Origin of the sequence: Shewanella zhangzhouensis, assembly GCF_019457615.1 — a bacterium.
GTDB classification, from domain to species: domain Bacteria; phylum Pseudomonadota; class Gammaproteobacteria; order Enterobacterales; family Shewanellaceae; genus Shewanella; species Shewanella zhangzhouensis.
In genome coordinates, this window is the sequence record NZ_CP080414.1 from 2971276 (window position 1) to 2998018 (window position 26743).

The following is a 26743-nucleotide window of genomic DNA, read 5'->3' on the forward strand; positions in this document are numbered from 1 at the left end:
ATGATTAAAGCCTTTGTGGAAAACGGCAGACTGGCGGCGCTTTTTATTGCGCTCTTGCTGGTTGCAGGGCTTGGCGCCATGAGTGCCCTGCCCCGACTGGAAGACCCCCATATCACCAACAGATATGCCTCGGTTATCACCCACTATCCGGGCGCCTCGGCAGAGCGGGTAGAAGCCCTTGTTACTGAGGTGCTGGAAAACCAGTTAAGGCGGCTGGAAGAATTAAAGCTTATCCAGTCCACTTCCAGACCCGGCATATCGGTTATTCAGCTGGAGCTGAAGGATGATATTACCGAAACCGATCCTGTCTGGTCCCGGGCCAGGGATCTAATGGCCGACAGCCGGGCCAAATTGCCGGAGGGCGCACTTAACCCTACGCTGGACGATCAGATTGGCTATGCCAACACGGTTATCCTGGGTCTTGCGTGGCGCGGCGGTGGCGAGCCCAGAGTCGATATTCTCGGGCGCTATGCCAAAGAGATGCAGAGCCGCCTGCGCCTGCTCCCGGGAACTGACTTTGCCCACCTCTATGGTGCCCCCAACGAAGAAATCCTGGTGGAGCTCGATGGCAACAAGGTCAATCAACTGGCCTTGACCCCAGGCGCCATCGCGCAAATCCTGTCTGCGGCCGACAGTAAAATTGCTGCGGGAGAAATCCACAACAGCCATTTCCGTGCTCTGGTGGAGGTGTCCGGTGAGCTGGACTCCCAAACCCGCATCCGTCAGGTGCCCCTCAAGGTAGATTCCTCCGGCCAGATAATACGCCTGGGTGACGTTGCCCGCGTCAGTCGCCAATATAAGACGCCGCCCGATACCCTGGCACTCCTGTCCGGCGAGCGCGGCATCATGGTCAGTGCCCGTATGCTCAATAACACCCGGGTAGATAAATGGCTGACTCAGGTTCGCAGCACAGTGGCCGAGCTCGAAGCCGGTATGCCCGCCAATATCGAGGTGCAGTGGCTGTTTGAACAGGAGAGCTACACGGTAACCCGTCTGGGTGAACTGGCCATGAACCTGCTGCAGGGCTTTATCATCATACTGCTGGTGTTAATGCTCACCCTGGGGCTTCGCAATGCCTTTGTGGTGTCGCTGTCGTTACCCCTCACCGCACTCTTTACCCTCGCCTGCATGCGCGCAGTGGACTTACCCATTCATCAGATGTCAGTCACCGGATTGGTGGTGGCGCTGGGGATCATGGTGGATAACGCCATCGTAATAGTGGATGCCATTTCACAGCGGCGACAGGAAGGACAGGGAAGACTGGAAGCCGTCAGCAACACCTTGAAGCACCTGTGGCTGCCGCTCGCAGGCTCCACCATTACCACCATTCTCGCCTTCGCGCCCATAGTGTTGATGCCGGGTGCAGCAGGTGAGTTTGTCGGTGGCATTGCCATATCCGTGATGTTTGCCCTCGCCGGTTCCTACCTTATCTCCCATACCCTGATTGCCGGATTAGCCGGACGTTTTAGCCCCGCAAGTGAAGGCCACGACTGGCGTGCCCACGGTATTCGCATGCCCAAACTGGCTGCTGCCTACGAAGGGCTGCTTGGCAAGGTATTGAAACGCCCCCTGGCCAGCGCACTCCTGATAGGTTTGTTGCCGCTGCTTGGCTTTATGGCCGCAGGCCGTATGACGGAACAATTTTTCCCGCCTTCCGACAGGGATATGTTCCAGATTGAAGTGTACCTGGCCCCCCAGGTGAGTCTGGAGCGCAGCCACATCACGGTGGCTGCCATGGACAAGCTGCTGGAGCAAACCGATGGCATCGAACGCATCGATTGGGTCGTGGGTGGCAACATTCCCTCGTTTTACTACAACATCACCCAGCGCCAGCAGGGAGCGGCCAACTATGCCCAAGCCATGGTCAAGGTGCGGGACTTCGACACCGCCAATGCCCTGATCCCAACACTGCAGCGCACCCTCGACAAGGCGTTCCCCGAGGCACAGGTACTGGTGCGTAAACTCGAGCAGGGCCCCCCCTTCAATGCCCCTGTGGAGATGATGGTGTATGGGCCGTCCTTAGAAGAACTCAGACGCCTCGGAGATGAAATCCGCGCCATTCTTGCCTCACACGACAAGGTGATCCATACCCGTGCCACCCTGAGCCCGGGGGCTCCCAAGGTGCAGCTGGCGGTAGACGAAGATGCCTCCCTGATGAGCGGTCTGACGCTTACAGATATCGCCAATCAGGTACAAATGGCCACCACAGGCAGAAGCGGCGGCAGTATTCTCGAGCAAACCGAGTCTTTGCCGGTGCGGGTGCGCCTGGATGACAGCATGCGTGAGCAGCAAGGGCGGCTTGCTGCCATTGAGCTGGTATCCCGTGCAGGCAGTGGTATCCCGCTGTCGGCCCTGTCCCACACGCACATTACCGTCAGCCGCGGTGCCATTCCCCGGCGCAACGGTCAGCGGGTCAATACCCTTGAGGCGTATATTCAGACCGATGTGTTACCGGCCAGGGTCCTCGCCGATGTCCGTGAGCGCATTGATGCCCTGCCTCTGCCGCCGGGATACCACATCGAAGTGGGCGGCGAGAGCGCCAAGCGCAATGAAGCAGTCGGCAATCTGCTCTCATCGGTGGCGCTGGTGATCACCTTGCTGCTTGCCACCGTGGTGCTCAGCTTCAATTCCTTCCGCCTGACCGGCATCATATTGCTCAGCGCAGCGCAGTCGGCAGGACTTGGGCTGCTTGCGGTATATCTCTTTGGTTACCCTTTTGGTTTTACGGTGATCATCGGCTTGCTGGGGTTAATGGGGCTTGCCATTAATGCCGCCATCGTGATTTTGGCAGAGCTTGAGGATGTGGCCGATGCCAGACAGATGTCATTACAGACGCTGGTGAAAACCGTGGCCAGCTGCACCCGCCACATCACATCGACCACCATCACCACTGTGGGGGGATTTTTACCGCTGATTATTGCCGGAGGCGGGTTTTGGCCACCTTTTGCGGTGGCCATTGCCGGCGGAACCGTGCTGACGACCCTGTTGTCGTTGGTGTGGGTACCAGTGATGTATCGCCTGCTGATGCAACAACGGGGGCAGGCTCAATTCTCGGCTCAGCCTGTGTGAGCCTTGAGGGTGTGATAAATTTTGTCTTTCAGCTCGGCGCGCTCGAGTTTGAGGGCTGAAAAGTGTTCATCTGTGGTGGGCACTTTGTTGACCTCCAGACCACGGATCTTATGGTCCAGCTCGTGATAGCGTCTGGCTTTGGCACTGAAGTCGCTGTCACTGGACTTAAGACTCTGGATAAGCTCGCTGTAATCGGGGAACTCGTTGGAAAGAAGGTGATTTTCTCCCAGCATGATGACCTCCATATGGGTGGGTGATAAATGTAACTCTGTATGCCGCCCACCTGATTTGGCCTTCTGGCCCCAAACAGGAAAGCAGTACAAAAAACGAACAACCCATTCACCATAAGCCGCACCTCTGACTTGTGCAAATTTGAACCGGTAAAAAGGCGCCCCTCGGGCGCCTTTGGCTTCTTTCAGATTCTGCCTGGAACGACTGGCGGGATGCCGCCCAGAGAGTACGACCATCAATATCCTGAAAATTGCCTTTGTAAGTGCACTCGCAGGCAAATTCCAGATAGTCATACGTCAGGTTGGCCCCAAGGACACACTGCTTTGCCACGACAAGCTGTCACTGAGAATCTGGGCCCGGCACTGTCGAATTGATAATGGTCTCAGGCGCCTTTGATATAACCCAACGGCTGTAGATACCTAACCTTCCCCAGATACGCTTCGTCCTCAGAGGCAAGGTCGCTTTGCTCTCATCACGCTTTCTTTCCTTCTATTGCCGATTAACGGTGCTCCGGATACTAAGCACCACTACAGATTGCATACATCAACTCAAATTCATCACGCGTGATTAAATTAACAAAAGGTAAATTCAGAGTTGGAGCTTGGTCAATTTTTCGTACGCCGTGCCGATGTACATTAGTCACACCCTGCGAATCTGTAAGGAATAACAATGAACTATAAAGAATGGCCTCTGGCCAAACAGATAGGCATATTAGCAACACTGCTTACCCTGGTGGTGTTTGCCCTGATGGGATTGATAGCCTACAAATCGGCATCCAATGCGCTGCAGCAAAAAGGTACCCACGCCATGTCATCCAAGGCTGACGCCGTTACCGACATGCTGGCGCTGCAGTACCAAAGCCTTGCCTCCCTCGCCCACCGCAATGCCGACGTCCTCAGAGAAATGTATCCCGGCAGTTTTTATAAACCCGGGCATAAGGTGAAAGTGCTCGGCCAGGACACACCTGCGCTGATGCACGATAAAGAACAAATCAACTCGACCAAGAGCAAGGTCGACCGCTACGCCAACCTTACCGGCGGCACCGCCACCGTGTTTGTGAAAGACGGTGATGACTTTCTACGGATTTCTACGTCACTCAAAAAAGCCGACGGCAGCCGGGCTCTGGGGACTTATCTCGGTAAAACCCACCCGGCATACAACGTTTTGCTTCAGGGCGGACAATATGAGGGCTACGCCCAACTCTTTGGTCGCGACTATATGACAGTGTATCGGGCCGTTAAAAATCCGGCCGGAGAAGTGGTGGCCGTACTCTATATCGGCTTTGATATCGGCGACTCCCTGACCCAGCTAAAAGCCGCCGTCAGCCGCCTGAAGGTTGAAAAAACCGGCCACTTCATGTTGTTAAACCAAAAGGGTGAAGTGGTATACGCCCAGGAAAGTCAGGCCGGCGAGGCCCTGAATGCCACTATGCTTGAGGGCCTTTCTCCTGCTGATTTGCCATCGGGCAACGACGAGATGGAGTTTACCGACATCCAGGGGCAGGAAAGATACCTTATCACCCGCGATATTCCCGGTTGGCACTGGCGTTTGATAGCATCAGTCCCCATGGCGGAGCTCCATGAGGAGAGTGTGGCCCTGCTCAAGGTCAATACCCTGCTGTCGGTGGGCGCTATTCTGTTTATCACCCTGAGCCTGTCTTGGGTGTTGCTGCGGGCACTTAAACCTTTGACCGACTTGAAAACGCAGCTCGAGGGTCTGGGTCGGGGTGAGTTGGATCAGCATTGGCAAACCAGCCCAGCCGATACCCAAAACGAGGTGAACCATATCCGTAACAGTGTTGCCACCATGGCAGGCAATCTGAAAACCCTTATCGAATCCCTGAAATCATCTGTCACCACCCTGGGCACCATGGCCGAGGATGCAAGGCAAATCGCCGCACAAAATGGCGACGAAGCCACTGCCCTGATGGCCCAAACCGACCAGATCGCCACCGCCATAGAAGAAATGTCTACCTCCATCCGCGATGTTGCTGAACATTCCAGTGACGGGGCGCAGCAGAGCCAGAGTGTAGACTCTGCCGCCAAGGAGGGTCAGAAACGACTGGATGGCATGGTTGCGGACCTCGGCCGCCTCAGTGAGGTATTGGCTGCAAGCCACGATGCGGTTGAACAGGTTTCCAAAGAGAGCGAAGCCATCAGCCAGGTCACTGAAGTCATTAACAGCATTGCCGAACAAACCAATTTGCTGGCACTGAATGCCGCTATCGAAGCGGCCCGTGCCGGTGAGCAGGGCCGCGGCTTTGCGGTGGTTGCCGATGAAGTCAGAACCCTTGCCAGCCGTACCCAAAGCTCCATTCAGGAAATCGGCAAAACCATAGCCAACCTGCAGGACAAGGTGCGAAACACCTCTGCCCAGATGAAAAAAGCCCACGAACTGGGCCAAAGCTGCGCCGAGCAGGGCAGTATCACGGGCGAGGAACTGGACACCATTACCGGCCGTATCGGAGACTTGGCCACGGTTTCAGCCAGCATCGCCAGTGCCACTCAGCAGCAGAGCACTGTCGCCGAAGACATTACCCGCAATCTGCACCTGATAAGTGACCTCGCCAGGGAAGGAGAGTTTCGCGCCGGGGCGACGGTGGACAGCGCCAATCAACTGAGGGACTTGGCGCGGGATCTGACCGCGCGGATTGGGGTGTTCAGAACCTGATCCTCACCCACAATAAAAAGCCGCCAAAGGCGGCTTTTTTGTTTCTCTGAATGGCCGGCAAATTGCCGAGTGAGTGCTCTGCCAAAAGCTTCCTTTACTTTACTGACTGTCAGGGCTGAATCTCTGGGCTGAAGTCAGGGCTTGTGCCGAGTATCAAGGCTTAATGCAGCGTCCCACATCAGCACCAACTCCCCTTTTCTCTCCCGCTTGATGTCCTGCCAATGGCGCCCTTCCAACGCACCTTCGAGCGCGTAGAGCAGATTGAGGCTCACCGGAATTCCAGCATGTCTCAGGCGCAGCATCACTTCGATACTGCCAAGCTCCCTCAGCTCTTCAAGGCTGGACAGGCCTATCTCACTGAGCCAAGCCGCAGACCTGGGGCCAAGATTGGCGGCATTTATAATGGGGGTCACGGAATTCTCCCAGACAGGCAATTTGCCCATCATAGCATCTGGAAATCAGCCGCCAGAAAGAACAAACCCCGCACTTGGCGGGGTTTGTGAAGTGACAGGCGCTTATTCGTCGTCTGACTTGCGGTCCATGTTCTCGGTGTTTTCAAGCCACAGGGCGTTGATAATTCCGAAGGAACAGGCCAAGAGTACGCCCAGAATCCAGGTGAAATACCACATAGCGACTCCTTATCAGTACAGTGAATGCTTGTTGTTGTCGATGAACTGACGGCTCAGACGACCATACATCTTGTAGTAAGTCCAGATGGTGTACGAGAGCACAATCGGAACAAAGATGATAGCAGCCCAGGTCATCACGGTCAGGGTCATTTCACTGGCGGTGGCATCCCACATGGTCAGGCTCACGCCCGGCTCCAGAGAAGATGGCATCACGAACGGGAACATGGCCGCGCCGCAGGTCAGAATCACACCGGCTACCGCCAGCGAGCTGAACAGGAAGGCAAAACCACTGCGGTTCATGCGGCTGAACAGAATCACCAACACAGGCATCGCCAGACCCAGTGCAGGGAAGGCCATGGTGATGGGGTAAGTCTGATAGTTCGCCATCCAGGCACCGCTCACCAACTCAACGGTTTTACCCACTGGGTTTGACGCCGCATGGGTATCGATAGCAGAGGTAATCACATAACCATCGATGCCATTGGCAACCCAGAAACCGGCGGCGGCAAACAGCACTACCAACAGCAGCGCCAGCAGCTGAGCGGCATTGGTGGCACGCACCCGCAGCTCGCCTTCGGTTTTCATTTGCAGCCAGGTCGCACCCTGCATCATAAACATGCTTACGCTGACCAAACCGGCCAGCAAACCGAATGGATTGAGCAGGCCGAACAGACCACCGTGGTATTTGGCACGCAGGAACTCGTCAAAGTTGAATGGCACGCCCTGCAGCAGGTTACCAAAGGCCACACCGATGATCAGCGGCGGCACGAAGGAGCCCACAAACAGCGCCCAGTCCCAGGACTTACGCCATTGTGGCGCTTCAATCTTGGAGCGATAGTCAAAGCCCACCGGACGCAGGAACAGCGCCAGCAGCACAATCACCATGGCCACATAGAAGCCCGAGAAAGACACGGCATACACCATGGGCCAGGCAGCAAACAGCGCGCCACCGGCGGTAATAAGCCACACCTGGTTACCGTCCCAGTGGGGGGCAACTGTGTTGATCATTACCCGTCTGTCGGTGTCATCTTTGCCAATAATCGGCAGCAAGGCACCCACACCCATGTCAAAACCGTCGGTGACAGCGAAGCCGATAAAGAGTACCCCCACCAGCGCCCACCAGATAAAACGCAATACTTCGTAATCAAACATAGTCTTATCCTTCCCTTAGGCTTCCAGCTTCTCGAAATGATAGCGGCCGGTCTTGAGGCTGCTTGGGCCAAGACGGGCATACTTGAACATCAGGAAGAGCTCAATCACCAACAGCACAGAGTAGAACAATGTGATAGAGGCGATACTGAACCAGAGATCGCTGGGGTTCAGGCTGGAGGCCGACATAAAGGTTGGCAGCACTTCAGAGATAGTCCATGGCTGGCGACCGTACTCGGCCACAAACCAACCACACTCGATGGCAATCCATGGCAGCGGCAGGCTATAGAGCGCGGCCTTGAGTACCCACTTCTTCTCTTCAATGCGGTGACGGGTGCTCTGCCAGAAAGCAGCGGCAAACACAAACAGCATGATAACGCCCAGACCCACCATCACACGGAACGACCAGAACAGCGGTGCCACGCTTGGGATAGAATCCTTGGCGGCGGCCTTGATTTGCTCTTCGGTGGCATCGACCACCTTGTCGGTGTAACGCTTGAGCAGCAGGCCATAACCCAGGTCTATCTTGGCTTCCTCAAAAGCCGCCTTAAGCTCAGGGTCCTTGTTACCGGCACGCAGCTCTTCGAGCATGGCGTAAGCCTTCATACCATTACGGATACGCACTTCGTGCTCATCAACCAGATCGCGCAGACCTGTCACTTCCTCATCCAATGAGCGGGTAGCGATAATCCCCATCGCATAAGGAATTTTGATGGCACCATCGGTGTGCATGGTTTCCTGATTAGGGAAACCAACCACGGTAAAGGAAGCTGGAGCCGGCTCTGTGTGCCACTCGGCCTCAACGGCAGCCAGTTTCACACGCTGCACTTCACCGACCTTGTAGCCTGATTCGTCACCGAGCACGATAACCGACAGGATAGAGGCCATACCAAAGCTTGCAGCAATCGCAAAAGAGCGACGGGCAAATGGCAGGTCACGCTTCTTCAGAATGTAGTAAGCACTGATAGCGAGCACGAACATGGCACCGGCCACGTAGCCAGAAGCCACTGTGTGTACAAACTTCACCTGGGCAACCGGGTTAAAGACCACTTCGGCGAAGCTGGTCATTTCCATGCGCATGGTTTCGTAGTTAAACACAGAGCCCACAGGGTTTTGCATCCAGCCGTTGGCCACCAAAATCCACAGTGCGGACATATTGGTACCGAGCGCCATCAGCCAGGTTACCGTGAGGTGCTGACGTTTGGAGAATCTGTCCCAACCGAAGAAGAACATACCCACGAAGGTAGATTCGAGGAAGAAGGCCATTAAGCCTTCAATGGCGAGCGGCGCACCGAAGATGTCGCCTACATAGTGAGAATAGTAAGACCAGTTGGTTCCGAACTGGAACTCCATGGCCAGGCCCGTTGTAACACCCAGGGCAAAGTTGATCCCGAACAGCTTACCCCAGAACTTGGTCATGTCCTTGTAGATCTGCTTGTTGGTCATCACGTAAAGCGATTCCATGATAGCCAGCAGAAAGGCCATGCCCAGGGTCAGGGGTACAAACAGGAAGTGATACATGGCCGTCAGCGCAAACTGTAGGCGCGATAGCTCAACAACCTCTTCAACAATCATCAGCGACTCCTTACTTGGTGCGTCCTGCTACTCTTATCCGATCCCCATCGATAAGCGCAGCAACCTTTGTAGGATAGTAAAATTTGAGTTATTGATGCCCCGGCATTCTGAATTGGTCCAAGGGCAGACATTTTGACGTCCTGGTCCATCTTCCCTGCCTGCGTGTTTTTGCCCCGATAATCCAGACTCAACTCACACTTTTACAGCAGTTTGTGATGACCACCCGGCGTCACCGGGTGTGAAACACCCAAAAATTATTGCAATCAGGTAATTACACCTGGTTTTAAGGGATTTCAGCAGCAATTTTATACCACCCTGAATTGACGTAAATCAATCAATGCAGGGGCTTTAAGTGGAATTTGCAAGCGAGCACACATTTTGTGAGGCGGCGTGATTGACACCCCAGTTCCAATGGAATAGGCAAGCACCCTCGCCCGATGAAATATGCGTATTTTTGCACATAAAACGGATAGAGCCGTACAGACCAATACATTAACCAATAAGCCAAAGTAAAACATAAATATATCTACAACAAATTTACGACATCGAATTTCAAGCACTTATTTTATATATACTTTTTTATTATCATCGCCAAACATAAGCTTTATTCGATAAGTTTTTTTAATGAATTATTTCAATTTTTCTCGTTTGAGACCAACGAGATGAGTGGCTAATATACGCACAAGTCGAGGAGATGCCCCCAATTGACGTGTTCCGGGGCTCACTCCGCAACCCCTGAAACTGACTGTGGAGATGTGCCATGAAAAACTTCTTTGACCGTGTTATTAAGGCTTATAAGCGCGTTTTCGTTGAACTGTACAACGCTCGCCCGCTGTAAGCAGTACCCGATTTCCCTTGAAGTGAATTGATGTTTTGTTAGCGCAAAACGGCCCCGCCCTGAAAAGGTGCGGGGCATTTTTTTATGGGCGTGATTCGGGATATGGCGGCTTCGCTGGCAAATTAACCTTGACGTGGCAAAAGTCTCAGTTAACAAAAAGTCGCAAAAATGGTCGATAAATAATTCTTGAAATTCAATTCCCTATGAAAATAAAAAAGGAGCGATTCTCATCGCTCCTTTTTTGTCAGCTTTATTCACCGAATATCAGCGTCGCTTAACCCAGTTTCACCCGGGCGTTACGGAACATGCGCATCCATGGGCTGTCCTCGCCCCAGTTGTCTGGGTGCCAGGAGTTGGCCACTGTACGGAATACCCGCTCTGGGTGCGGCATCATGATGGTGACGCGACCATCGAGCGTGGTGATACCGGTCAGGCCGTTTGGCGAGCCGTTGGGGTTCTGCGGGTACTGGGTGGCGATTTCGCCATGACCATTCACATAACGCAGCGCCACAGTACCTGTGGCTTCGGCGCGCGCCAGTGCTTCGGCGTTGGCGAACTCGGCAAAACCTTCACCGTGTGACACGGCGATTGGCATGCGAGAGCCTTCCATACCAGAGAAGAACAGTGATGGACTCGACTGCACTTCCACCAGGCTGAAGCGGGCTTCAAAGCGCTCGGAGCGGTTACGCACGAAACGTGGCCAGTGCTCGGCACCGGGGATGATGTCCTTGAGGTTCGACATCATCTGACAACCGTTACACACACCGAGGGCAAAGCTGCTGTCGCGCTCGAAGAAGCGGCTGAACTCGTCGCGGGCACGCTGGTTAAAGAGGATGGACTTGGCCCAACCTTCACCGGCGCCCAGCACGTCACCGTAAGAGAAACCACCACAAGCCACCAGGCCTTGGAACTCTTCCAGGCTGATGCGGCCAGAGAGGATGTCGGACATGTGCACGTCGCGGCTCTCAAAACCGGCTCTATCAAACGCAGCTGCCATCTCCACGTGGGAGTTCACGCCCTGCTCGCGCAGAATCGCCATTTTGGGCGCGGCGCCCTTGAGGATATAAGGCGCAGCCACATCGTCACTTGGGTCGAAGCCCAGCTTCACGGTCAGACCTGGCTCGTCGGCTTTCTGCTTAAGCTCAAACTCCTGACGGGCACATTCAGGGTTATCACGCAGGGCCTGCATACGGTAAGTGGTCTCGGACCACAGAGTGCGCAGGGTTACGCGGCTGTCTGCAAACACCAGACGCTCGCCATCGTGGATACGAACCTGACCATCGCTGTTCAGCTTGGCAACGGCGTGTACGGCAAGACCGGCAGCTTCGAAAGCGCTGCGTACAGCAGCTTCATCGCCAGCACTTACCTGAATAACACCGCCGAGCTCTTCGTTGAAGAGACGCTCAAGGTCGGAGCCTGCGATACCAGCAAGATTGATATCCAGACCCGTGTTACCGGCAAAGGCCATTTCCACCAGAGTAGTGAAAAGACCACCGTCACTCTTGTCGTGGTATGCCATTACCTGCTTGGCAGCAACCAGCTTCTGCATGGTCTCGAAGAAACCGCGCAGACTGGCGGCGTTATCCAGGTCCGGCGCCACATCACCCAGCTCACCAAACACCTGCGCCAGGCACGAACCACCGAGACGGTTCTGACCATTGGCAAGGTCGATAAAGAGGATGCTGGTGTCACCTTTGTCGGAGCGCAGCTCAGGAGTCACGGTATTGCGCACATCGTTCACGGCACCGAAGGCGGAGATGATAAGGCTCATAGGCGCGGTCACGGCTTTCTTCTCACCGTTCACTTCCCAGGCGGTCTTCATGGACATGGAGTCCTTGCCCACAGGGATGGTGAGTTCAAGCTCAGGACACAACTCTTCGCCCACGGCTTTCACCGCTTCGTAGAGACCTGCGTCTTCACCCGGGTGACCGGCGGCGGCCATCCAGTTGGCAGACAGCTTGATGCGCTTGAACGAGCCAATATCGGCACCAGCGATGTTCATGATGGACTCGGCCACCGCCATGCGGGCAGAGGCGCCAAAGTCCAGCAATGCCAGCGGCGTGCGCTCACCCATGGACATGGCTTCACCGGCGTAAGTATCGAAGGTGGCGGCGGTTACGGCGCAGTCGGCCACAGGTACCTGCCAGGGACCAACCAGCTGATCGCGGGCCACCAGGCCAGTTACTGTGCGGTCACCAATGGTGATAAGGAAGGTCTTGTCGGCCACGGTTGGCAGCGACAATACGCGCTTCACGGCTTCACCAACGGCAATCTTGCTCTGATCCAGCGCAGGGCTCACGGCCTTTTTGCTTTCAACCTGGCGGCTCATCTTGGGCGGTTTGCCCAGCAGCACTTCCAGTGGCAGATCGATTGGGGTGTTGTCGAAGTGCTCGTCATTGAGGCTTAAGTGCGGCTCGGCAGTGGCTTCACCCACTACGGCAAATGGCGCACGCTCACGCTCACAGATGGCGGCAAAGGTGTCGATATCTTCGGCAGCCACAGACAGCACATAGCGCTCCTGGGACTCGTTACACCAGATTTCCAGCGGGCTCATGCCGCGCTCGTCACACAGCACCTTGCGCAGCTCGAAACGGCCACCGCGGTCGCCATCGTTTACCAGCTCAGGCAGGGCGTTGGACAAACCACCGGCACCCACGTCGTGGATAAACTGGATTGGGTTCTTGTCGCCCATCTGCCAGCAGCGGTCAATCACTTCCTGACAGCGACGCTCCATCTCAGGGTTGTCGCGCTGCACCGAGGCAAAATCCAGATCTTCGCTGGACTGACCCGAGGCCATGGAAGAAGCCGCGCCGCCACCCAAACCGATGTTCATCGCAGGACCACCGAGCACAACCAGCTTGGCGCCAACAGTGATTTCACCTTTCTGTACATGATCTTCGCGGATGTTACCGATACCACCGGCCAGCATAATCGGCTTGTGGTAACCACGGACTTCCACGCCGTTATGGCTTGATACTTCCTGCTCATAAGTACGGAAGTAACCGAGTAGCGCCGGACGGCCAAACTCGTTGTTAAAGGCAGCGCCGCCCAGAGGGCCTTCGGTCATGATGTCCAGTGCCGTCACGATGCGGTCTGGCTTGCCGTAGTTGCCTTCCCAAGGCTGAACAAAGCCCGGGATCTTCAGGTTGGATACGCTGAAACCAGTCAAACCTGCCTTTGGCTTGGCGCCGCGGCCGGTGGCGCCTTCGTCACGGATTTCACCGCCGGAGCCGGTGGCAGCACCAGGGTACGGGCTGATAGCGGTTGGGTGGTTGTGGGTTTCCACCTTCATCAGGATATGCACCGGCTCCTGATGGTAGTTGTATACACCGTCTGCGTCCGGGAAGAAACGGCCAGCCTCGGTACCCACCATCACGGCGGCGTTATCCTTATAGGCAGACAGCACATTGTCCGGGGTCTTTTCGAAGGTGTTTTTGATCATCTTGAACAGCGACTTGGGCTGCTCGGCGCCGTCGATGGTCCAATCGGCGTTGAAAATCTTGTGACGACAGTGCTCAGAGTTTGCCTGGGCAAACATCATCAGCTCGATGTCGTTGGGGTTACGGCCCAGACGGGTGAAGTTTTCAACCAGATAGTCGATTTCATCTTCCGCCAGTGCCAGACCCATGTTGCGGTTGGCCACTTCCAGCGCAGCACGGCCTTCGCCGAGGATGTTCACGCTGGTAAAAGGCTTGGGTTCGGTGTGGGCAAAAAGCACCGCCGCATCATCAAAGTTCGCCAGTACCACTTCCACCATGCGGTCGTGGATCAGGGCTTTGAGCTCCTTGGTTTGAGCGTCGCTCAGGGCATCCGACTCAACATAGTAGGCTACACCACGCTCCAGACGCTTGATCTTGTCAAGGCCGCAGTTGTGGGCGATGTCGGTAGCTTTGGAGGACCAGGGAGAAATGGTGCCGGGGCGGGGAGTGACAAACAGGAGGGTTCCTGTGGGGGCATGGGGCTCAATGGCGGGACCGTAGGTCAGGATCTTGCCGAGTCTTTCTTGCTCGGTAGCATTGAGCGCCTCGTTCAAGTCCGCCAAATGGATATATTCGGCATAGATTTGGCGTACAGGAAGTGCTGCATTTTCACAGGCTTCCATCAGCTTTTGCACTCTAAACGCCGAGAGTGCAGGAGCTCCACGGATGATCTCCATCACGTCAATTCACCTTACTTTTTATAATTACAGGGTCAGAGGTGGCGCTATTATAGGGAAATGCGCCCCGTAAATCACCTGCCATGCTTACTCAAAACAGTGTTTCCTGTAATATTGGGTTCCGGTTCTGGCACGGATTGCCGGACTGTTCAGCGAGGGCTCAGGATGCATCGGGTAGAATTGCGCCGTTTTCGACCAGCCTTAACTGAATTTCCTGGGGTTAATTGATTGATAAGATTAAGAAGAGTCCTTTTTTTGCTGACCAGTGTACTGGTGCTGACAGCCTGTCAGCCACCAGGGGTTGTTGTGGACGAATCCCAACCCAAAGCGGAAGCCGAGACCCTTCGCGTGGGCACCCTGTACGGCGCCCAAATCTACATGAGTTCGGGCCAGGGCTTATCTGGCTTTGATTATGAGCTGGCCCAGAAGTTTGCCGACTATCTGGGTAAGCCTCTGGAAATGCAGCCTTACAGTAACAGAAGCGAACTTTATGATGCGCTGGCCAAAGGCGAAATTGACCTCATTGCCGCCGGCATCACCGAAAGCCCCAACCGCCGTAATCGTTTTCGTATGGGACCGCCCCTTTACCGGGTGGATCAGGTGGTGGTTTACCGTCAGGGTAACAGGGCGCCCGAATCCATAGAACAACTCAGCGGCAACCTGATGGTGGTGGCCGACTCGGCGTTTGTGGAAACCCTCACCCGACTGCAGCAAACTCACACCAATCTGAGCTGGGAGCAAACCAGCGAAAAAGACAACGACGAACTCATTGCCATGATTGCCAGTGGCGAGCTTAATTACACCCTGGCGCAGTCAACAAGTCTGGACATCAACCGCCGCTATATGCCGGAGCTGAGAAGCGGCCTGGTGCTGGAGGAAAAAGTCCCTGTGGTCTGGCTGTTGCCCGCCCAAAACAGCGATGCCCTCATGAGCAAGCTGCTGGCTTTCTGGCATCTGGAAAAACGCGCCGGCACCCTGGCCCACCTCAATGAAAAATACTTCGGCCACGTGAAGCGCTTCGATTATGTGGACACCCGCGCCTTTATCCGCGCCATCGACGCCAAGCTGCCCCGTTACCGGCCCTTGTTTGAAGAATATGCCGGGGATCTGGACTGGCGAAAGCTAGCCGCAGCCAGTTATCAGGAATCGCACTGGAACCCAAACGCCCGCTCCCCCACCGGGGTGCGGGGCATGATGATGTTGACCAACGCCACCGCCAGCCAGTTGGGTGTCACCAATCGCCTAGACCCGCGTCAAAGCATCCGCGGTGGAGCCGATTATCTTCGGGACTTGATAAATCGCCTGCCTGAGTCCATTCCCGAGAATCAGCGGATGTGGTTTGCGCTGGCGGCCTACAATATCGGACTGGGTCATTTGGAAGATGCGCGCAGACTGGCTGAAGCGCAGGGGCTGAATCCCAGCGCCTGGCGGGATGTGAAGCAGGTATTGCCATTGCTGCAAAAACGCAAATTTTACAGCCAGACCCGTTATGGCTATGCCAGGGGAGGTGAAGCTGTGCACTATGTGGACTCCATCCGCCGCTATTACGACACCCTGGTGTGGGTCGACAATCAAAAACCCAAAGATGAGCCCCTGCTTCCGGATGAGATTCAGGTAGAAGAAACCGCCGCCAGCAGTGCCGCAGAGCCACCAACAGCGGCTCCCCGCGAATAACCCCTTTACTGGTGAACAGAAATTCACCACAGCGACTGTGGCTATGATCCCCTGCTCTTGCCAGTCTCACGGACCACTGCTAATGTGCGGTATAGAAAAAGAATTGGCCGTTAAGGACCAATGAGTTACAAGGGGCCTTACATGAAAAGAAAAACCATCAATAACCGTACTGCAGCAAGACGCCGCACTCTGGTCAAGTTCCGCCACAGTCGTTTACTGCGCAGACAAAAACTCTTCTTCAGTCTTATTCAAACCGAAGACTAATCCCACCGGGCCTGCGCCCACTTTCCAACGTATCCTTATTCCGAAGCAGACTGCGTATCACGGGCAGCCTGCTTAAGGGCTTTTTGTTCCTTACGGCGCCGACGGAAAAAATCACTGAGCATGCCAGAGCATTCCTCAGCCAGCACACCTTCCTCCACTTGGATCTGATGGTTAAAGGCCGGGTGCCTCACCAGGTCAACCACACTGCCGGCAGCGCCGGTTTTCTCGTCTCTTGCGCCAAACACCAGACGCTCGATACGACTGTGCACCATAACACCCGCACACATGGCACAGGGCTCGAGGGTCACATAAAGGGTGGTATCGAGCAGCCGGTAATTGCCCAGCATGCGCCCGGCCTCCCTCAGACACTGCATTTCCGCGTGGGCACTGGGGTCGTTAAGACCGATGTTATGGTTATAGCCCGTCGCTATCACCTTGCCCTCTTTGACCAACACAGCCCCCACCGGGACTTCACCGCGCGCCTCAGCCTCTTTGGCCGCCTCAAGCGCGAGGGACATAAAATGCTTATCCAGCTCTGATTGTTGCAATGTCATTTCCAGCCAATTTTTGACGGGCACAGTATAACTGCCGCCTCCCGTGCCTGGCAAAATCTGCGGCTGTGGCTAGACTTTAGTCAGACAATTCAAAGGCCGCTGCTAATGCATTTTCATAAGCAATCCGGACACTTATACATTCAATATATCACTCTGTTCCTCGGGCTCCTTTATGCAGCCCTGTATCTTAAGTGGACAGAGCACCAACCTCAGCTAAAACACCTGGAACTGATCCTTGAGAGTGTGCCGGTACTCTTCTGGTTGGTGATTATGTTCAGCTGCCACTATATACGCCACCTAAACTACAGCTATCCCCTGCTCCTGAGCGGTGCAATCGTCTCCTTCTTTGCCAGTCTGATGGACTGGTTGGATGAAATTACCATTCCAACGGAATTTGGCTTTGTGGAAGACGTACTGCAGTCAATCGGGCTTCTCCTCTCCGCCACCGGCTTATTGCTGCTTTTTCATCATCAGTTGGTACAGCAAAGTCTGCTTAAAAAAATTGCTGCCACCGACCCCCTTACCGGAGCATTGAACCGCCGTGCCTTCAAAGCTCCCAAAACACACAGTGGCAGCACTGTGTTTGCACTGGTGGACGTGGATCACTTCAAGCGCATCAATGATACCTATGGCCACGATGCCGGTGATTTTGTGTTGGTTGAACTCGCCAAACTTATCAGCAGCCACATTCGTGAAGAGGATCAGTTTTTTCGGTGGGGTGGTGAGGAGTTTTTACTGGAATTCAGGCAAGCCGAGTTACCACAGGCAAGCAAGAGGATGGAATCCCTGCGCCAACTGGTTGAGTCCAGCCATTTCAATCTCAATGGTCAGGCCATCAAGATCACCGTCAGTGCTGGGCTCGCCGCCGTTTCACCGGGCCATGGGGGGCTCGAAAAGGCGTTGAAGGCAGCCGATGAAGCGCTCTACCGCGCCAAGGGCAACGGCCGTAACCGAATTGAAATGGCGGCATAAACACAGCGTTATTCTGTGCCTTTAAGGCATTGGTTCTGAAAAGTTTACCCCTCAGACATGGCTGCTTGGGTTGAAGCGGTATACCTATTTAAGTCAATCAACCACGGCCATCCCGGGTGGGTAATAGGTAACTTCAAAGCGCACCCCGTCAGGGTCTTTCATAAACAAGGCGACCGCACCACCGAGGTTTTGCACCTCAGGTACCTCAAACCCCGCCTCCGCCATCGCGGCACGCACCCCATAAACCTGCTCAGGCGATGACGCGCCAAAGCCCAGGTGATTCATACCTGCACCGTAACGCTCGTAGGCAGAGGTACCGGCTTTTGCCTGCAAAAACTGAAAGAAAAAGCCTTCGCCATCCGTCCATACGTGGTTTTTCTTTTTTGAAAAGCCGAGCAAAGGCAGTAATTGCTCGTAGTAAGGCATGCTGAGTTCCAGCGATGACACCAGAAGGGTGATGTGGTCAATCTTCATAAGCGAACTATTCCCTGTGTTTAGGCCCTGTATTAAGCACTGTATTTCGACTCTGTGTTTCGCCCCTGCGGTGAGCCGCAATGCTTGAGCCCTGCTTGGCGCCCATTAAGTTCACCGCTAGGCTTATTCCCAACGGATTGGTCCATTTTCAGAATACGTTACACAAAACTCGAAAAGTTGATCATCTCATCAGTATCCTTGGTTCAAATCTGTTTACCACAATCTGTAGGTGACTGATTTAAAAACAGTCTAATTACGATTCCAATCAACTAACTTTTAATGATAAATAGCTTTATGAATGGGATGCCACTACTTAGCTAAAAAGAGTAAATGTATGAATAAAGCTACCATCTGCGTATACACAGAAAACCTGGAAACTATCAAGACCGGGATTCTATCACTCAAAGCAGCGGGCGCTGACGGCTTTGAAGGGCTACTTCGCATTGTACTGACAAATTTGACTGGTACCCCATTCCGTCTTGCGGCAAGTGGACTGCAAGGTGGCATGGATGGAGATGCTGCAATGCCGGGTGACCCCATTTGTTTCGAAGCCAAGCGATACACAGGCGATATTCATAGAAATGACGTTTTAGCGAAAATCGCAGATTTAAGCCGCAAACAAAATGATGCAGATCGTTTGTGGGTACTTGGTGCAACAACCGAGGTCAATACACAGCTTGCAGCTGCGGTACAGGAAGACGGCGACCGAAACGCTATCTCCACACTTATTTTGGATTGGACCGAAATGCCACTGCCTCTGCTTGCCATAGCGGTGGTTGCCGCAGGCGATCCAGTCATCGATTTCATCGTCAAAAATTATTCCGGGAAAAATGAGCAAAGAAGGCTGACTGATGTTGAACTTAAGGCATCATTCCTGACTATCTCCGGCCACCCAGAATTCGAAAGCCTCCTTCAAAGAATCAAGTCGAACCTAAATGTTTCGAAGCTGGCGTTAAAGCGAGCTGTTGATTTGAACTTAGAGTGGCTAATTGAAACGTTTTGCGACACGCGTTTAGCACAGCAGCGTTTAGGGCAAGGGCTAGCGGTACTAGAAAATAAGTCCTTTCCGTCAATGCGCGAAGAATTAAGAGGCCGAATCGCACGAGTAATTCAAGCTGGCAAAGAAGTCATACTGGTGGGTGATGAGGGCCATGGAAAATCATGGCTTTCAGCACAATTATGTTCTGATACAAAAGGTTTGGCACTATTTGTCAGCGCAGAGCAACTTGACGGGATGTCTGTAGATGAACTAGATGATTTCCTGATTGCTCTTTTGATTAAGCAAACCAACGAAGTGCCGAATAAAACACTCAAGAGTCGATGGAGACATCGCCTTCAGGCATGGAAATTTGAACCACCACAAGCTCAGTTGTTGGTCGTCATTGATGGCTTAAACCAACGCCAAAATCTCCGTTGGGATCGATTACTTAACGAAATACAAAGTATTTTATTCCAAATTGGCGGTAGGCTAGTTGTGACTGTCAGGCCTCACTTTTGGCGAAAAACAATAGCCAGAGGAATATTATTTACCCCAGAAGTAATTGAAGTTCCTGAATGGTCACCAGTAGAACGCGATACGCTACTTACATATCACGGTATATCCCTTGATTGGCTCGACCAACAAACACTAAAGACCCTCCAAAACCCGAGGTTGCTAAGCATTGCCGTTGCGACACTGCCTCATAAGGAGGCCATAACTTGGAAAGGACTAACGACCGATAGATTATTGATGGAACACCTCCGTGCGTCGCAGCGTGAAAACTTCGAAGATGAGACCTTCGATGAATTGACCAAGCGCCTCAGTGAGCATGCAGCAGAAGTGTTGCGCCGGGTTCAATCATCTTCGAACACACCACCACAGAACTTTCAGGCTGACTCCAATGCAGTCATTGAAACCAGATTCTACCTACCACTACGGGGGCCTAGTGGGCAATATGAACTACGTGAAGAGGGTTTGACTCTCGCACTCGGATTCGCACTGGTTGACCAACTTTGGCAAACGCTTTTGACGCAACAAGATTTGGCCGAACGAATAAGCCAGCTTGTTGAGCCTATCAGGGCTATGGATCGGACCACAGATGTGCTCTTTGCATCTCTATTAATCTGCGCACTCGACGACATCAGGTTCGATAAGACAATCTTCACTGCTCTACTGGATGCATTTGCCAACCTCCAAAATGTAGATGACCATCGCTTCGAAGAATTTGTTGGCATCGTCATGCATCAGCCACAGGCCCTATTTGATGTGCTAAAAATTCTTTGCCTCGAAAGCGGTAGGAGAATAAATCAAGACTGGTTTGTCCACGCGGCGTTTGAAGTCGCGCAATCAGAAAGAGGGTGGAAAGTGGCAGAAATCGCCATCCATCAGTGGCTTCGCTGTTACAACAAAGATTACTGTAAACAAATCAACCGCCACCATAAGCGAAATGACTCAGAGTACAACAAACGGTTAGAAACGAGAAAATTAGAAATCGAAGAGACACTATCTTCTCTCTCCGATTTTGAAATGCAATTTCTGGAGGAGATGACAGAAGTACCGGGCGAGTGTGATGAGTTATTTACAGTTGCGCTTCGATTATTGGCAGGCCACTCTCTCGTCAGCTTCGCAGATAGCTTTGTCACAATGGGTTTAGCGTTTGCTTTTGACAAGGATGCGCATTCAGCCCGGAAGGCATTTCAGCAACTTACAACTTTTAATCGAGTCGCGCGCTCCGCGACTCGAACGGCTTTCCTACAGGCAATCGAACCGTTACGCAATAACACCACCTCAAAAGGTGGCCAGTGGACGGTTGTTCGAATGCTTGGTGCTACGGGTGATGAAGCAGATGCTATAACAGCTAATGCGATTGCTGAAGAACTACGTAAGGATTGGGAGTTCTTTGGACAACCCTCACCAGACAAATGGCGACAGACCGAGGTGGCCAATCCAGATGCCACAAGACCTATAGACATGGATGGCGGAATACAGCAATTCATTGCTCTCGAGCCCAACAATATGTTGCAAACAATGGGTGTTGGAAGCGAGGACCACATTTTTCGGGAGTTTCTGCCTGTTGCTTGTAAATTTGAACCAAAAGTTGCTGCTCAAAAAACTCAAAGCCTCCTTGCAGGATTACTTACAAGAACTGAATTTCCTTTACGACAAGTCATTATGAACAGTGAGGAGCACATTCCATTAATTACACCTGACTTGGCAAAAAAATTGATAAAAAGAGCGATGCAGAGTGAAGTCTTTGAAACTCTTCCAGAAAATGATCAGTCTATCTGTAGAATGCTCACGTTCTACTATGCCGCCCCACAGATATCCGCAGCCGAGCAACTCAAATGCATGACAAGCAAAGTCTTTGGCTCAAATTACCTATTAAGTGTTTTTCCAAGCCTTAAGCCTCAACCAACACAAAAAATCATCACAGCAATTAAGGACGCTCTCGAAAATAACAATGAAGACGCCGCGTATGGAGCTTTCACGGCTGCGCTATATGGAAACACGAAGATAAATAGTGAACTTGAAAAGCTCATATTAAAGTGTTCTCTTTCTGAGTCATCGATGCTTCGCGCCGTGACGTATCAATTAGCGCTTCTCAAGGATTTAGATAGCGTTCGACAAATGCACACTCGTGGTGGATGGAAAGCAAACTCAGCAGACGAAAAAACCTATGAGGGTTGGTATGGTTCGATTTTGCTAGTCGAGGCATGTTTCCGAAATGAGGTGTCCATTGAAGAACTCCTCAATCGAACAAGCTATAAGACATGGTTTGCGTCAGCCGACAGGTTAGGCACTACATTTACGGAGCCAATGGTAAATTGTTTCCTGCAACGACTTCGTGACGGGATAGCTGCTGCCAGCAAAATACAACCTCCTCTAGCAAATCTAAAACTCTCTATGACTGAACAGACTCCATATGCCCTAATGTCTGTCGAAGAATCTAGCAGAGCTGACGAACGCTTCCCTAAGCAACAGAGACTTAGGGACATTCTGGGAGTAACCGACGATTTCGACGAAAAACAAAATAGACTAAACAGAGTGAAGGAAGCTTTTTTTGAAGAACTGAAAGATTCGGATGCAAAATCTTTAGTCCGAGAAATCACTATTGACAGCCTCCAATGCCTCGTAGCTGAGGTGCCCACACTGTTGGATGAATTGAGCGAGATTTTAAACCAAGCGAGCAATATTCAATTTATTTGGCTTAAGAATTTAGCCTTCGCCGTGGCAAACCTGATTTCCGCAAAATCTCCAGAAAAATCGTTAGTACTTCTAGACCGTGCCCTTTTGACGCAAGGATTTATGACTATCGCTTTGGGGGATGGGTTGACCCTTGAACACCAAGCAATTTGGGGATGCGTTGCATCTAAGCCAATAGAAAAATTATGGCGTCAAAGACTTTTGGCTTCGGAAAATGACGAAGTTCTTGCCAGAGAAGTGCTAGCAGCAGAACGATTTGGTGCCGGAAATTTCATTAAGTCATTAATTCTAGAATTTTCCTCTAGCGAAGATAAGTTGAACCAAGCATACGCAATATCGATGGCAGGTTATTCGACCCAATCAGATGAACTCACTGATATCATCAGTAAACACATCGATGGTAAAGGTATGTGTGCCCAAGCAGCCAAATATGCACTCTCAGAGCATAAGAACGCCTCATGGGCTAAGCAATGGATAGATGATATGTGGAACGCACCATCACCTGAAGAGTTCTGGAGGTGTCTGATAATTGCAAAAGCCGCAATGGATGCACGTGTGCGTACACAATCTCCCACCAGCTGCAAGTGGTCACATTATGCCCCTGCGTTTCACAGGGTAAGACAGGACGCAATTAAAGCTCGAAACAAGGAACGAATGAAGAGGCTTCTTGGACAAAAAGCACCAGAGGCAATCTTTTTGACCATTGACTAGTTCATAGTTGTAGTCTTGCTTCAAAGTCAAAAGACTGAACATGTTTAACTCAATACTGCATTCGCCAAAAATAATTAGCAGAGTTGCAGGATACACACTCCCCTTCGGAGCTGCCGAGGGCGTTGGGAGAAAATGACAGCAACCGAGGCATGGATGCCGAGGTAACAACAGTCGAGCAGGACGCGAGTCTGTTGTGGTGGCCATTTTTCCCAAAAGGCCGAGAGGTTGTCAGCTCCGGTTGGGGCGCCGAGGGAGATCCAAGAGGGAAACAGGCGCTTTTCCCTCTTGGTCGGGTGTGGGCAGAAGGCCCCGACGTTTTTAGCGACGACCAAGCCATTGGACGGAATGGCAATTGTCCAGGTAACCAAAAAATAAAGCCCATGATTTCATGGGCTTTATTTCGTCTAACTCAGGCTAACTGCGACAGTTGAATAAGCGCAATTATTCCCACTCGATGGTGGCAGGTGGCTTGCCGGAGATGTCGTACACCACGCGGGAAATGCCGTCGACTTCGTTGATGATGCGGTTGGATACACGGCCAAGGAAATCGTATGGCAGGTGCGCCCAGTGTGCAGTCATAAAGTCGATGGTTTCTACTGCGCGCAGCGATACAACCCAGTCGTACTTACGGCCATCACCCATCACGCCCACACTGCGAACCGGCAGGAACACGGTGAACGCCTGGCTGACCTTGTTGTACAGATCGGCGCGGTGCAGCTCTTCGATGAAGATGGCATCGGCACGGCGCAAAAGGTCGCAGTACTCTTTCTTCACTTCGCCAAGTACACGTACGCCAAGACCCGGGCCTGGGAATGGGTGGCGATAGAGCATGTCGTAAGGCAGGCCGAGTTCCAGGCCAATCTTGCGCACTTCGTCTTTGAAGAGTTCACGCAGCGGTTCTACCAAGCCCAGCTCCATGTCATCCGGCAGACCGCCCACGTTATGGTGCGACTTGATTACATGGGCCTTGCCGGTGGCACTGCCTGCAGATTCAATCACGTCAGGGTAGATGGTGCCCTGGGCCAGCCACTTGGCGTTCACGCACTTGGAGGCTTCTTCGTCGAAGATTTCCACGAATACGCGGCCGATGATCTTACGCTTGGCTTCCGGGTCGTTTTCGCCCTTGAGGGCCTCGAGGAAGCGGTTTTCAGCATCAACGTGCACAATGTTGAGACCAAAGTGGTCACCGAACATTTCCAGTACCTGATTGGCTTCGTTGAGACGCAACAGGCCATTGTCAACGAACACACAGGTCAGACGCTTGCCGATGGCACGGTGGAGCAGCATGGCAGTCACGGATGAATCCACACCGCCGGAGAGGCCGAGGATCACTTCATCGTCGCCCACCTGAGCCTTGATGCGCTCAACCGCATCTTCGATGATGGAGGCTGGCTGCCACTTGTTGTCACAACCACAGATGTCCATTACAAAGTGTTCCAGCATGCGCTTGCCCTGACGGGTATGGGTCACTTCGGGGTGGAACTGCACGCCGTAGAATTTCTTCTCTTCGTTGGCCATCACAGCAAACGGACAGGTTTCGGTCTTGGCGACGGCCACAAAGCCTTCGGGGATGGCCGACACCTTGTCACCGTGACTCATCCACACGTCCAGCACCGGCTTGCCGGCATCGGAAATGCCGTCTTCGATATGACGCAAGAGCGCACTGTCGGTCAGCACTTCCACCTGGGCATAGCCGAACTCACGCTCGCCAACACCCTGGATAACCTTGCCGCCCAGCTGCTCGCTCATGGTCTGCATGCCGTAGCAGATACCCAGCACGGGCACACCGGCGTTAAACACATACTCGGGGGCGCGGGGAGAGTTTTCTTCGGTTACGGACTCGGGGCCACCGGCCAGAACGATACCGTTAGGGGCAAATTCGCGGATCTGCGCTTCGGTCACATCCCAGGCCCAGAGTTCGCAGTACACACCGATTTCACGAATACGGCGGGCGATCAGCTGAGTGTACTGAGAGCCGAAATCCAGAATAAGTATCTTGTGCTCATGAATGTTGCTCATGGAAAACCTTTATCTCATTTGGCATTTATCTTGTTCCGGCGCCCAAAGGCCCGGACATCAGGTACAGCAAGGGCGACACGCAGCCGCCCTTTTCAATCAGCCGCCGGTACGATAGTTCGGGGCTTCTTTGGTGATGGTCACATCGTGCACGTGCGATTCGCCCATACCGGCGGAGGTCACCTTCACGAACTGAGCTTTTTCACCCAGCTCCTTGATGGTGGCACAGCCAGTAAGACCCATACAGGAACGCAGACCACCCATGTGCTGGTGAATGATTTCCTTGAGCTTGCCCTTGTAAGGCACGCGACCTTCGATACCCTCGGGTACCAGCTTGTCGGCGGCGTTGTCGCTCTGGAAGTAACGGTCAGATGACCCCTGGCTCATGGCGCCAAGAGAACCCATGCCGCGGTAAGACTTGTAAGCGCGGCCCTGATAGAGCTCGGTTTCACCCGGGGCTTCGTCGGTACCGGCAAACATGGAGCCTGCCATGATGCAAGAAGCGCCGGCAGCCAGTGCCTTGGCGAGATCGCCGGAGAAGCGGATACCGCCGTCGGCAATCACAGGTATATTCAGGTGCTTCACCGCAGCGGCGGCGTCAGACACGGCAGTGATTTGCGGTACGCCCACACCGGTTACGATACGGGTGGTACAGATAGAACCTGGGCCAATACCCACTTTCACGGCGTTCACACCGGCTTCAACCAACGCCAGAGCGCCTTCGGCTGTAGCCACGTTGCCACCGATGATTTGCAGTTCAGGGTATTTGGCGCGGGTGTCGCGGATACGCTGCAGCACGCCTTCAGAGTGACCGTGGGAAGAGTCAATAAGCAGTACGTCCACACCGGCTTTCACCAGGGCGTCAACGCGCTCTTCGTTGCCGGCACCGGCACCCACGGCAGCGCCCACACGCAGACGGCCCAGCTCGTCTTTACAGGCATTTGGTTTACGTTCGGCTTTTTCGAAGTCTTTAACTGTGATGAGACCCTTGAGGCAGAAGTTGTCGTCTACCACCAGTACCTTTTCGATACGGTTGGTGTGCATCAACTTTTGCACGTCTTCCAGCTTGGTGCCTTCAGGCACGGTCACCAGACGATCTTTTGGCGTCATCACTTCCTGTACGGTTTTGGACCAATCGGTCACAAAGCGCACATCACGGCCGGTGATGATGCCTACCAGTTCGTTGGCGTCGTTCACCACGGGATAACCGGCAAAGCCGTTACGCTCGGTGAGCTTACGCAGCTCAGCCAGGGTCGTACCCGGAGTCACAGTCACAGGGTCCTGTACCACACCGGCTTCGTAGATTTTAACCTTGCGGACTTCTTCAGCCTGGGCCTCGATGCTCATGTTTTTATGAATAAAGCCCAAACCACCTTCCTGAGCCATGGCAATTGCCAAACGGGCTTCAGTCACGGTATCCATGGCGGCAGACACCAAAGGAATGTTGAGCTCGATTTTTTGAGTCAGTCGAGTCTTGAGGATTGCGGTATTAGGGAGGACGGTTGAGTGCGCTGGGACCAGTAACACATCGTCAAAAGTCAGCGCTTCTTTGATTAAACGTAGCATTGCAACATCTCC

Annotated in this window: 16 protein-coding genes; 6 read left to right on the plus strand and 10 right to left on the minus strand. The window is 53.2% G+C overall.

Annotation, left to right across the window (positions count from 1 at the left end):
- Entirely contained in the window at window positions 1-3069 is a 3069-nt protein-coding gene (locus K0H63_RS13025) for an efflux RND transporter permease subunit (RefSeq protein ID WP_220065047.1), read from the plus strand.
- Here the strand turns inward: K0H63_RS13025 and K0H63_RS13030 are convergent.
- Complete coding sequence (locus K0H63_RS13030; RefSeq protein ID WP_220065048.1) at window positions 3057-3302, minus strand: HP1242/YdcH family protein; 246 nt, start codon at window positions 3300-3302, stop codon at window positions 3057-3059. The two genes, K0H63_RS13025 and K0H63_RS13030, sit on opposite strands and share 13 nt — an antisense overlap.
- Window positions 3303-3969: 667 nt before the next feature.
- On the opposite strand from K0H63_RS13030, the gene K0H63_RS13035 reads away from it, so the two are divergent.
- Window positions 3970-5970: a methyl-accepting chemotaxis protein gene (locus K0H63_RS13035; RefSeq protein WP_220065049.1), complete on the plus strand. Its 2001-nt coding sequence runs from the start codon at window positions 3970-3972 to the stop codon at window positions 5968-5970.
- Between the two features lie 134 nt (window positions 5971-6104).
- Here the strand turns inward: K0H63_RS13035 and K0H63_RS13040 are convergent, their stop codons facing one another.
- From K0H63_RS13040 to purL, 5 genes are all read right to left on the minus strand, one after another.
- Window positions 6105-6383 carry a TfoX/Sxy family protein gene (locus K0H63_RS13040; protein ID WP_220065050.1) on the minus strand — a complete coding sequence of 93 codons (279 nt, stop codon included), beginning with the start codon at window positions 6381-6383 and terminating at the stop codon, window positions 6105-6107.
- A 102-nt stretch (window positions 6384-6485) separates the two neighbouring features.
- Window positions 6486-6599, minus strand: coding sequence for a cytochrome bd-I oxidase subunit CydX (gene cydX, locus K0H63_RS13045; RefSeq protein WP_011760460.1), 114 nt, complete (start codon window positions 6597-6599; stop codon window positions 6486-6488).
- Window positions 6600-6611: 12 nt separating this feature from the next.
- Window positions 6612-7751, minus strand: a complete 1140-nt coding sequence (cydB, locus tag K0H63_RS13050; RefSeq protein WP_220065051.1) for a cytochrome d ubiquinol oxidase subunit II — start codon at window positions 7749-7751, stop codon at window positions 6612-6614.
- A 15-nt stretch (window positions 7752-7766) separates the two neighbouring features.
- On the minus strand, window positions 7767-9323 hold the full coding sequence (locus K0H63_RS13055) for a cytochrome ubiquinol oxidase subunit I (protein WP_011760462.1): 1557 nt from the start codon (window positions 9321-9323) through the stop codon (window positions 7767-7769).
- A gap of 1112 nt (window positions 9324-10435) precedes the next feature.
- Entirely contained in the window at window positions 10436-14317 is a 3882-nt protein-coding gene (purL, locus tag K0H63_RS13060) for a phosphoribosylformylglycinamidine synthase (protein WP_220067902.1), read from the minus strand.
- Window positions 14318-14545: 228 nt separating this feature from the next.
- Here purL and mltF point away from each other — a divergent pair, with 228 nt between their 5' ends.
- Both mltF and K0H63_RS20115 read left to right on the plus strand, forming a co-directional pair.
- Entirely contained in the window at window positions 14546-15991 is a 1446-nt protein-coding gene (gene mltF / locus K0H63_RS13065) for a membrane-bound lytic murein transglycosylase MltF (protein ID WP_220065052.1), read from the plus strand.
- Window positions 15992-16132: 141 nt separating this feature from the next.
- Entirely contained in the window at window positions 16133-16255 is a 123-nt protein-coding gene (locus K0H63_RS20115) for a hypothetical protein (protein WP_258405383.1), read from the plus strand.
- A gap of 35 nt (window positions 16256-16290) precedes the next feature.
- Here the strand turns inward: K0H63_RS20115 and tadA are convergent, their stop codons facing one another.
- Window positions 16291-16809, minus strand: coding sequence for a tRNA adenosine(34) deaminase TadA (gene tadA / locus K0H63_RS13070; protein ID WP_220065053.1), 519 nt, complete (start codon window positions 16807-16809; stop codon window positions 16291-16293).
- A 105-nt stretch (window positions 16810-16914) separates the two neighbouring features.
- Between tadA and K0H63_RS13075 the strand changes: the two genes are divergently transcribed.
- Window positions 16915-17781: a GGDEF domain-containing protein gene (locus tag K0H63_RS13075; protein ID WP_220065054.1), complete on the plus strand. Its 867-nt coding sequence runs from the start codon at window positions 16915-16917 to the stop codon at window positions 17779-17781.
- 93 nt (window positions 17782-17874) lie between these two features.
- Here K0H63_RS13075 and K0H63_RS13080 read toward each other — a convergent pair whose 3' ends face one another.
- Window positions 17875-18255, minus strand: a complete 381-nt coding sequence (locus tag K0H63_RS13080; RefSeq protein ID WP_220065055.1) for a VOC family protein — start codon at window positions 18253-18255, stop codon at window positions 17875-17877.
- Window positions 18256-18589: 334 nt separating this feature from the next.
- Between K0H63_RS13080 and K0H63_RS13085 the strand changes: the two genes are divergently transcribed.
- Window positions 18590-23149, plus strand: coding sequence for an NACHT domain-containing protein (locus tag K0H63_RS13085; RefSeq protein WP_220065056.1), 4560 nt, complete (start codon window positions 18590-18592; stop codon window positions 23147-23149).
- Between the two features lie 441 nt (window positions 23150-23590).
- On the opposite strand, the gene guaA is transcribed toward K0H63_RS13085, so the two are convergent.
- Window positions 23591-25168 (minus strand): glutamine-hydrolyzing GMP synthase, encoded by a 1578-nt coding sequence (gene guaA, locus K0H63_RS13090; protein WP_220065057.1) that lies wholly within the window; start codon window positions 25166-25168, stop codon window positions 23591-23593.
- A 96-nt stretch (window positions 25169-25264) separates the two neighbouring features.
- Window positions 25265-26731: an IMP dehydrogenase gene (guaB, locus tag K0H63_RS13095; protein WP_220065058.1), complete on the minus strand. Its 1467-nt coding sequence runs from the start codon at window positions 26729-26731 to the stop codon at window positions 25265-25267.
- Window positions 26732-26743 lie beyond the last annotated feature (12 nt).

Excerpts from the sequence above, each read along its gene's own strand:
- K0H63_RS13025 (WP_220065047.1), top strand. The coding sequence starts at position 1 with ATGATTAAAGCCTTTGTGGAAAACGGCAGACTGGCGGCGCTTTTTATT.
- K0H63_RS13035 (WP_220065049.1), top strand. The coding sequence starts at position 3,970 with ATGAACTATAAAGAATGGCCTCTGGCCAAACAGATAGGCATATTAGCA.
- K0H63_RS13075 (WP_220065054.1), top strand. The coding sequence starts at position 16,915 with ATGCATTTTCATAAGCAATCCGGACACTTATACATTCAATATATCACT.
- cydB (WP_220065051.1), bottom strand. The coding sequence starts at position 7,751 with ATGTTTGATTACGAAGTATTGCGTTTTATCTGGTGGGCGCTGGTGGGG.
- K0H63_RS13085 (WP_220065056.1), top strand. The coding sequence starts at position 18,590 with ATGAATAAAGCTACCATCTGCGTATACACAGAAAACCTGGAAACTATC.
- cydX (WP_011760460.1), bottom strand. The coding sequence starts at position 6,599 with ATGTGGTATTTCACCTGGATTCTGGGCGTACTCTTGGCCTGTTCCTTC.
- K0H63_RS20115 (WP_258405383.1), top strand. The coding sequence starts at position 16,133 with ATGAAAAGAAAAACCATCAATAACCGTACTGCAGCAAGACGCCGCACT.
- K0H63_RS13030 (WP_220065048.1), bottom strand. The coding sequence starts at position 3,302 with ATGCTGGGAGAAAATCACCTTCTTTCCAACGAGTTCCCCGATTACAGC.
- purL (WP_220067902.1), bottom strand. The coding sequence starts at position 14,317 with ATGGAGATCATCCGTGGAGCTCCTGCACTCTCGGCGTTTAGAGTGCAA.
- tadA (WP_220065053.1), bottom strand. The coding sequence starts at position 16,809 with ATGACATTGCAACAATCAGAGCTGGATAAGCATTTTATGTCCCTCGCG.
- K0H63_RS13055 (WP_011760462.1), bottom strand. The coding sequence starts at position 9,323 with ATGATTGTTGAAGAGGTTGTTGAGCTATCGCGCCTACAGTTTGCGCTG.
- guaB (WP_220065058.1), bottom strand. The coding sequence starts at position 26,731 with ATGCTACGTTTAATCAAAGAAGCGCTGACTTTTGACGATGTGTTACTG.
- guaA (WP_220065057.1), bottom strand. The coding sequence starts at position 25,168 with ATGAGCAACATTCATGAGCACAAGATACTTATTCTGGATTTCGGCTCT.
- K0H63_RS13080 (WP_220065055.1), bottom strand. The coding sequence starts at position 18,255 with ATGAAGATTGACCACATCACCCTTCTGGTGTCATCGCTGGAACTCAGC.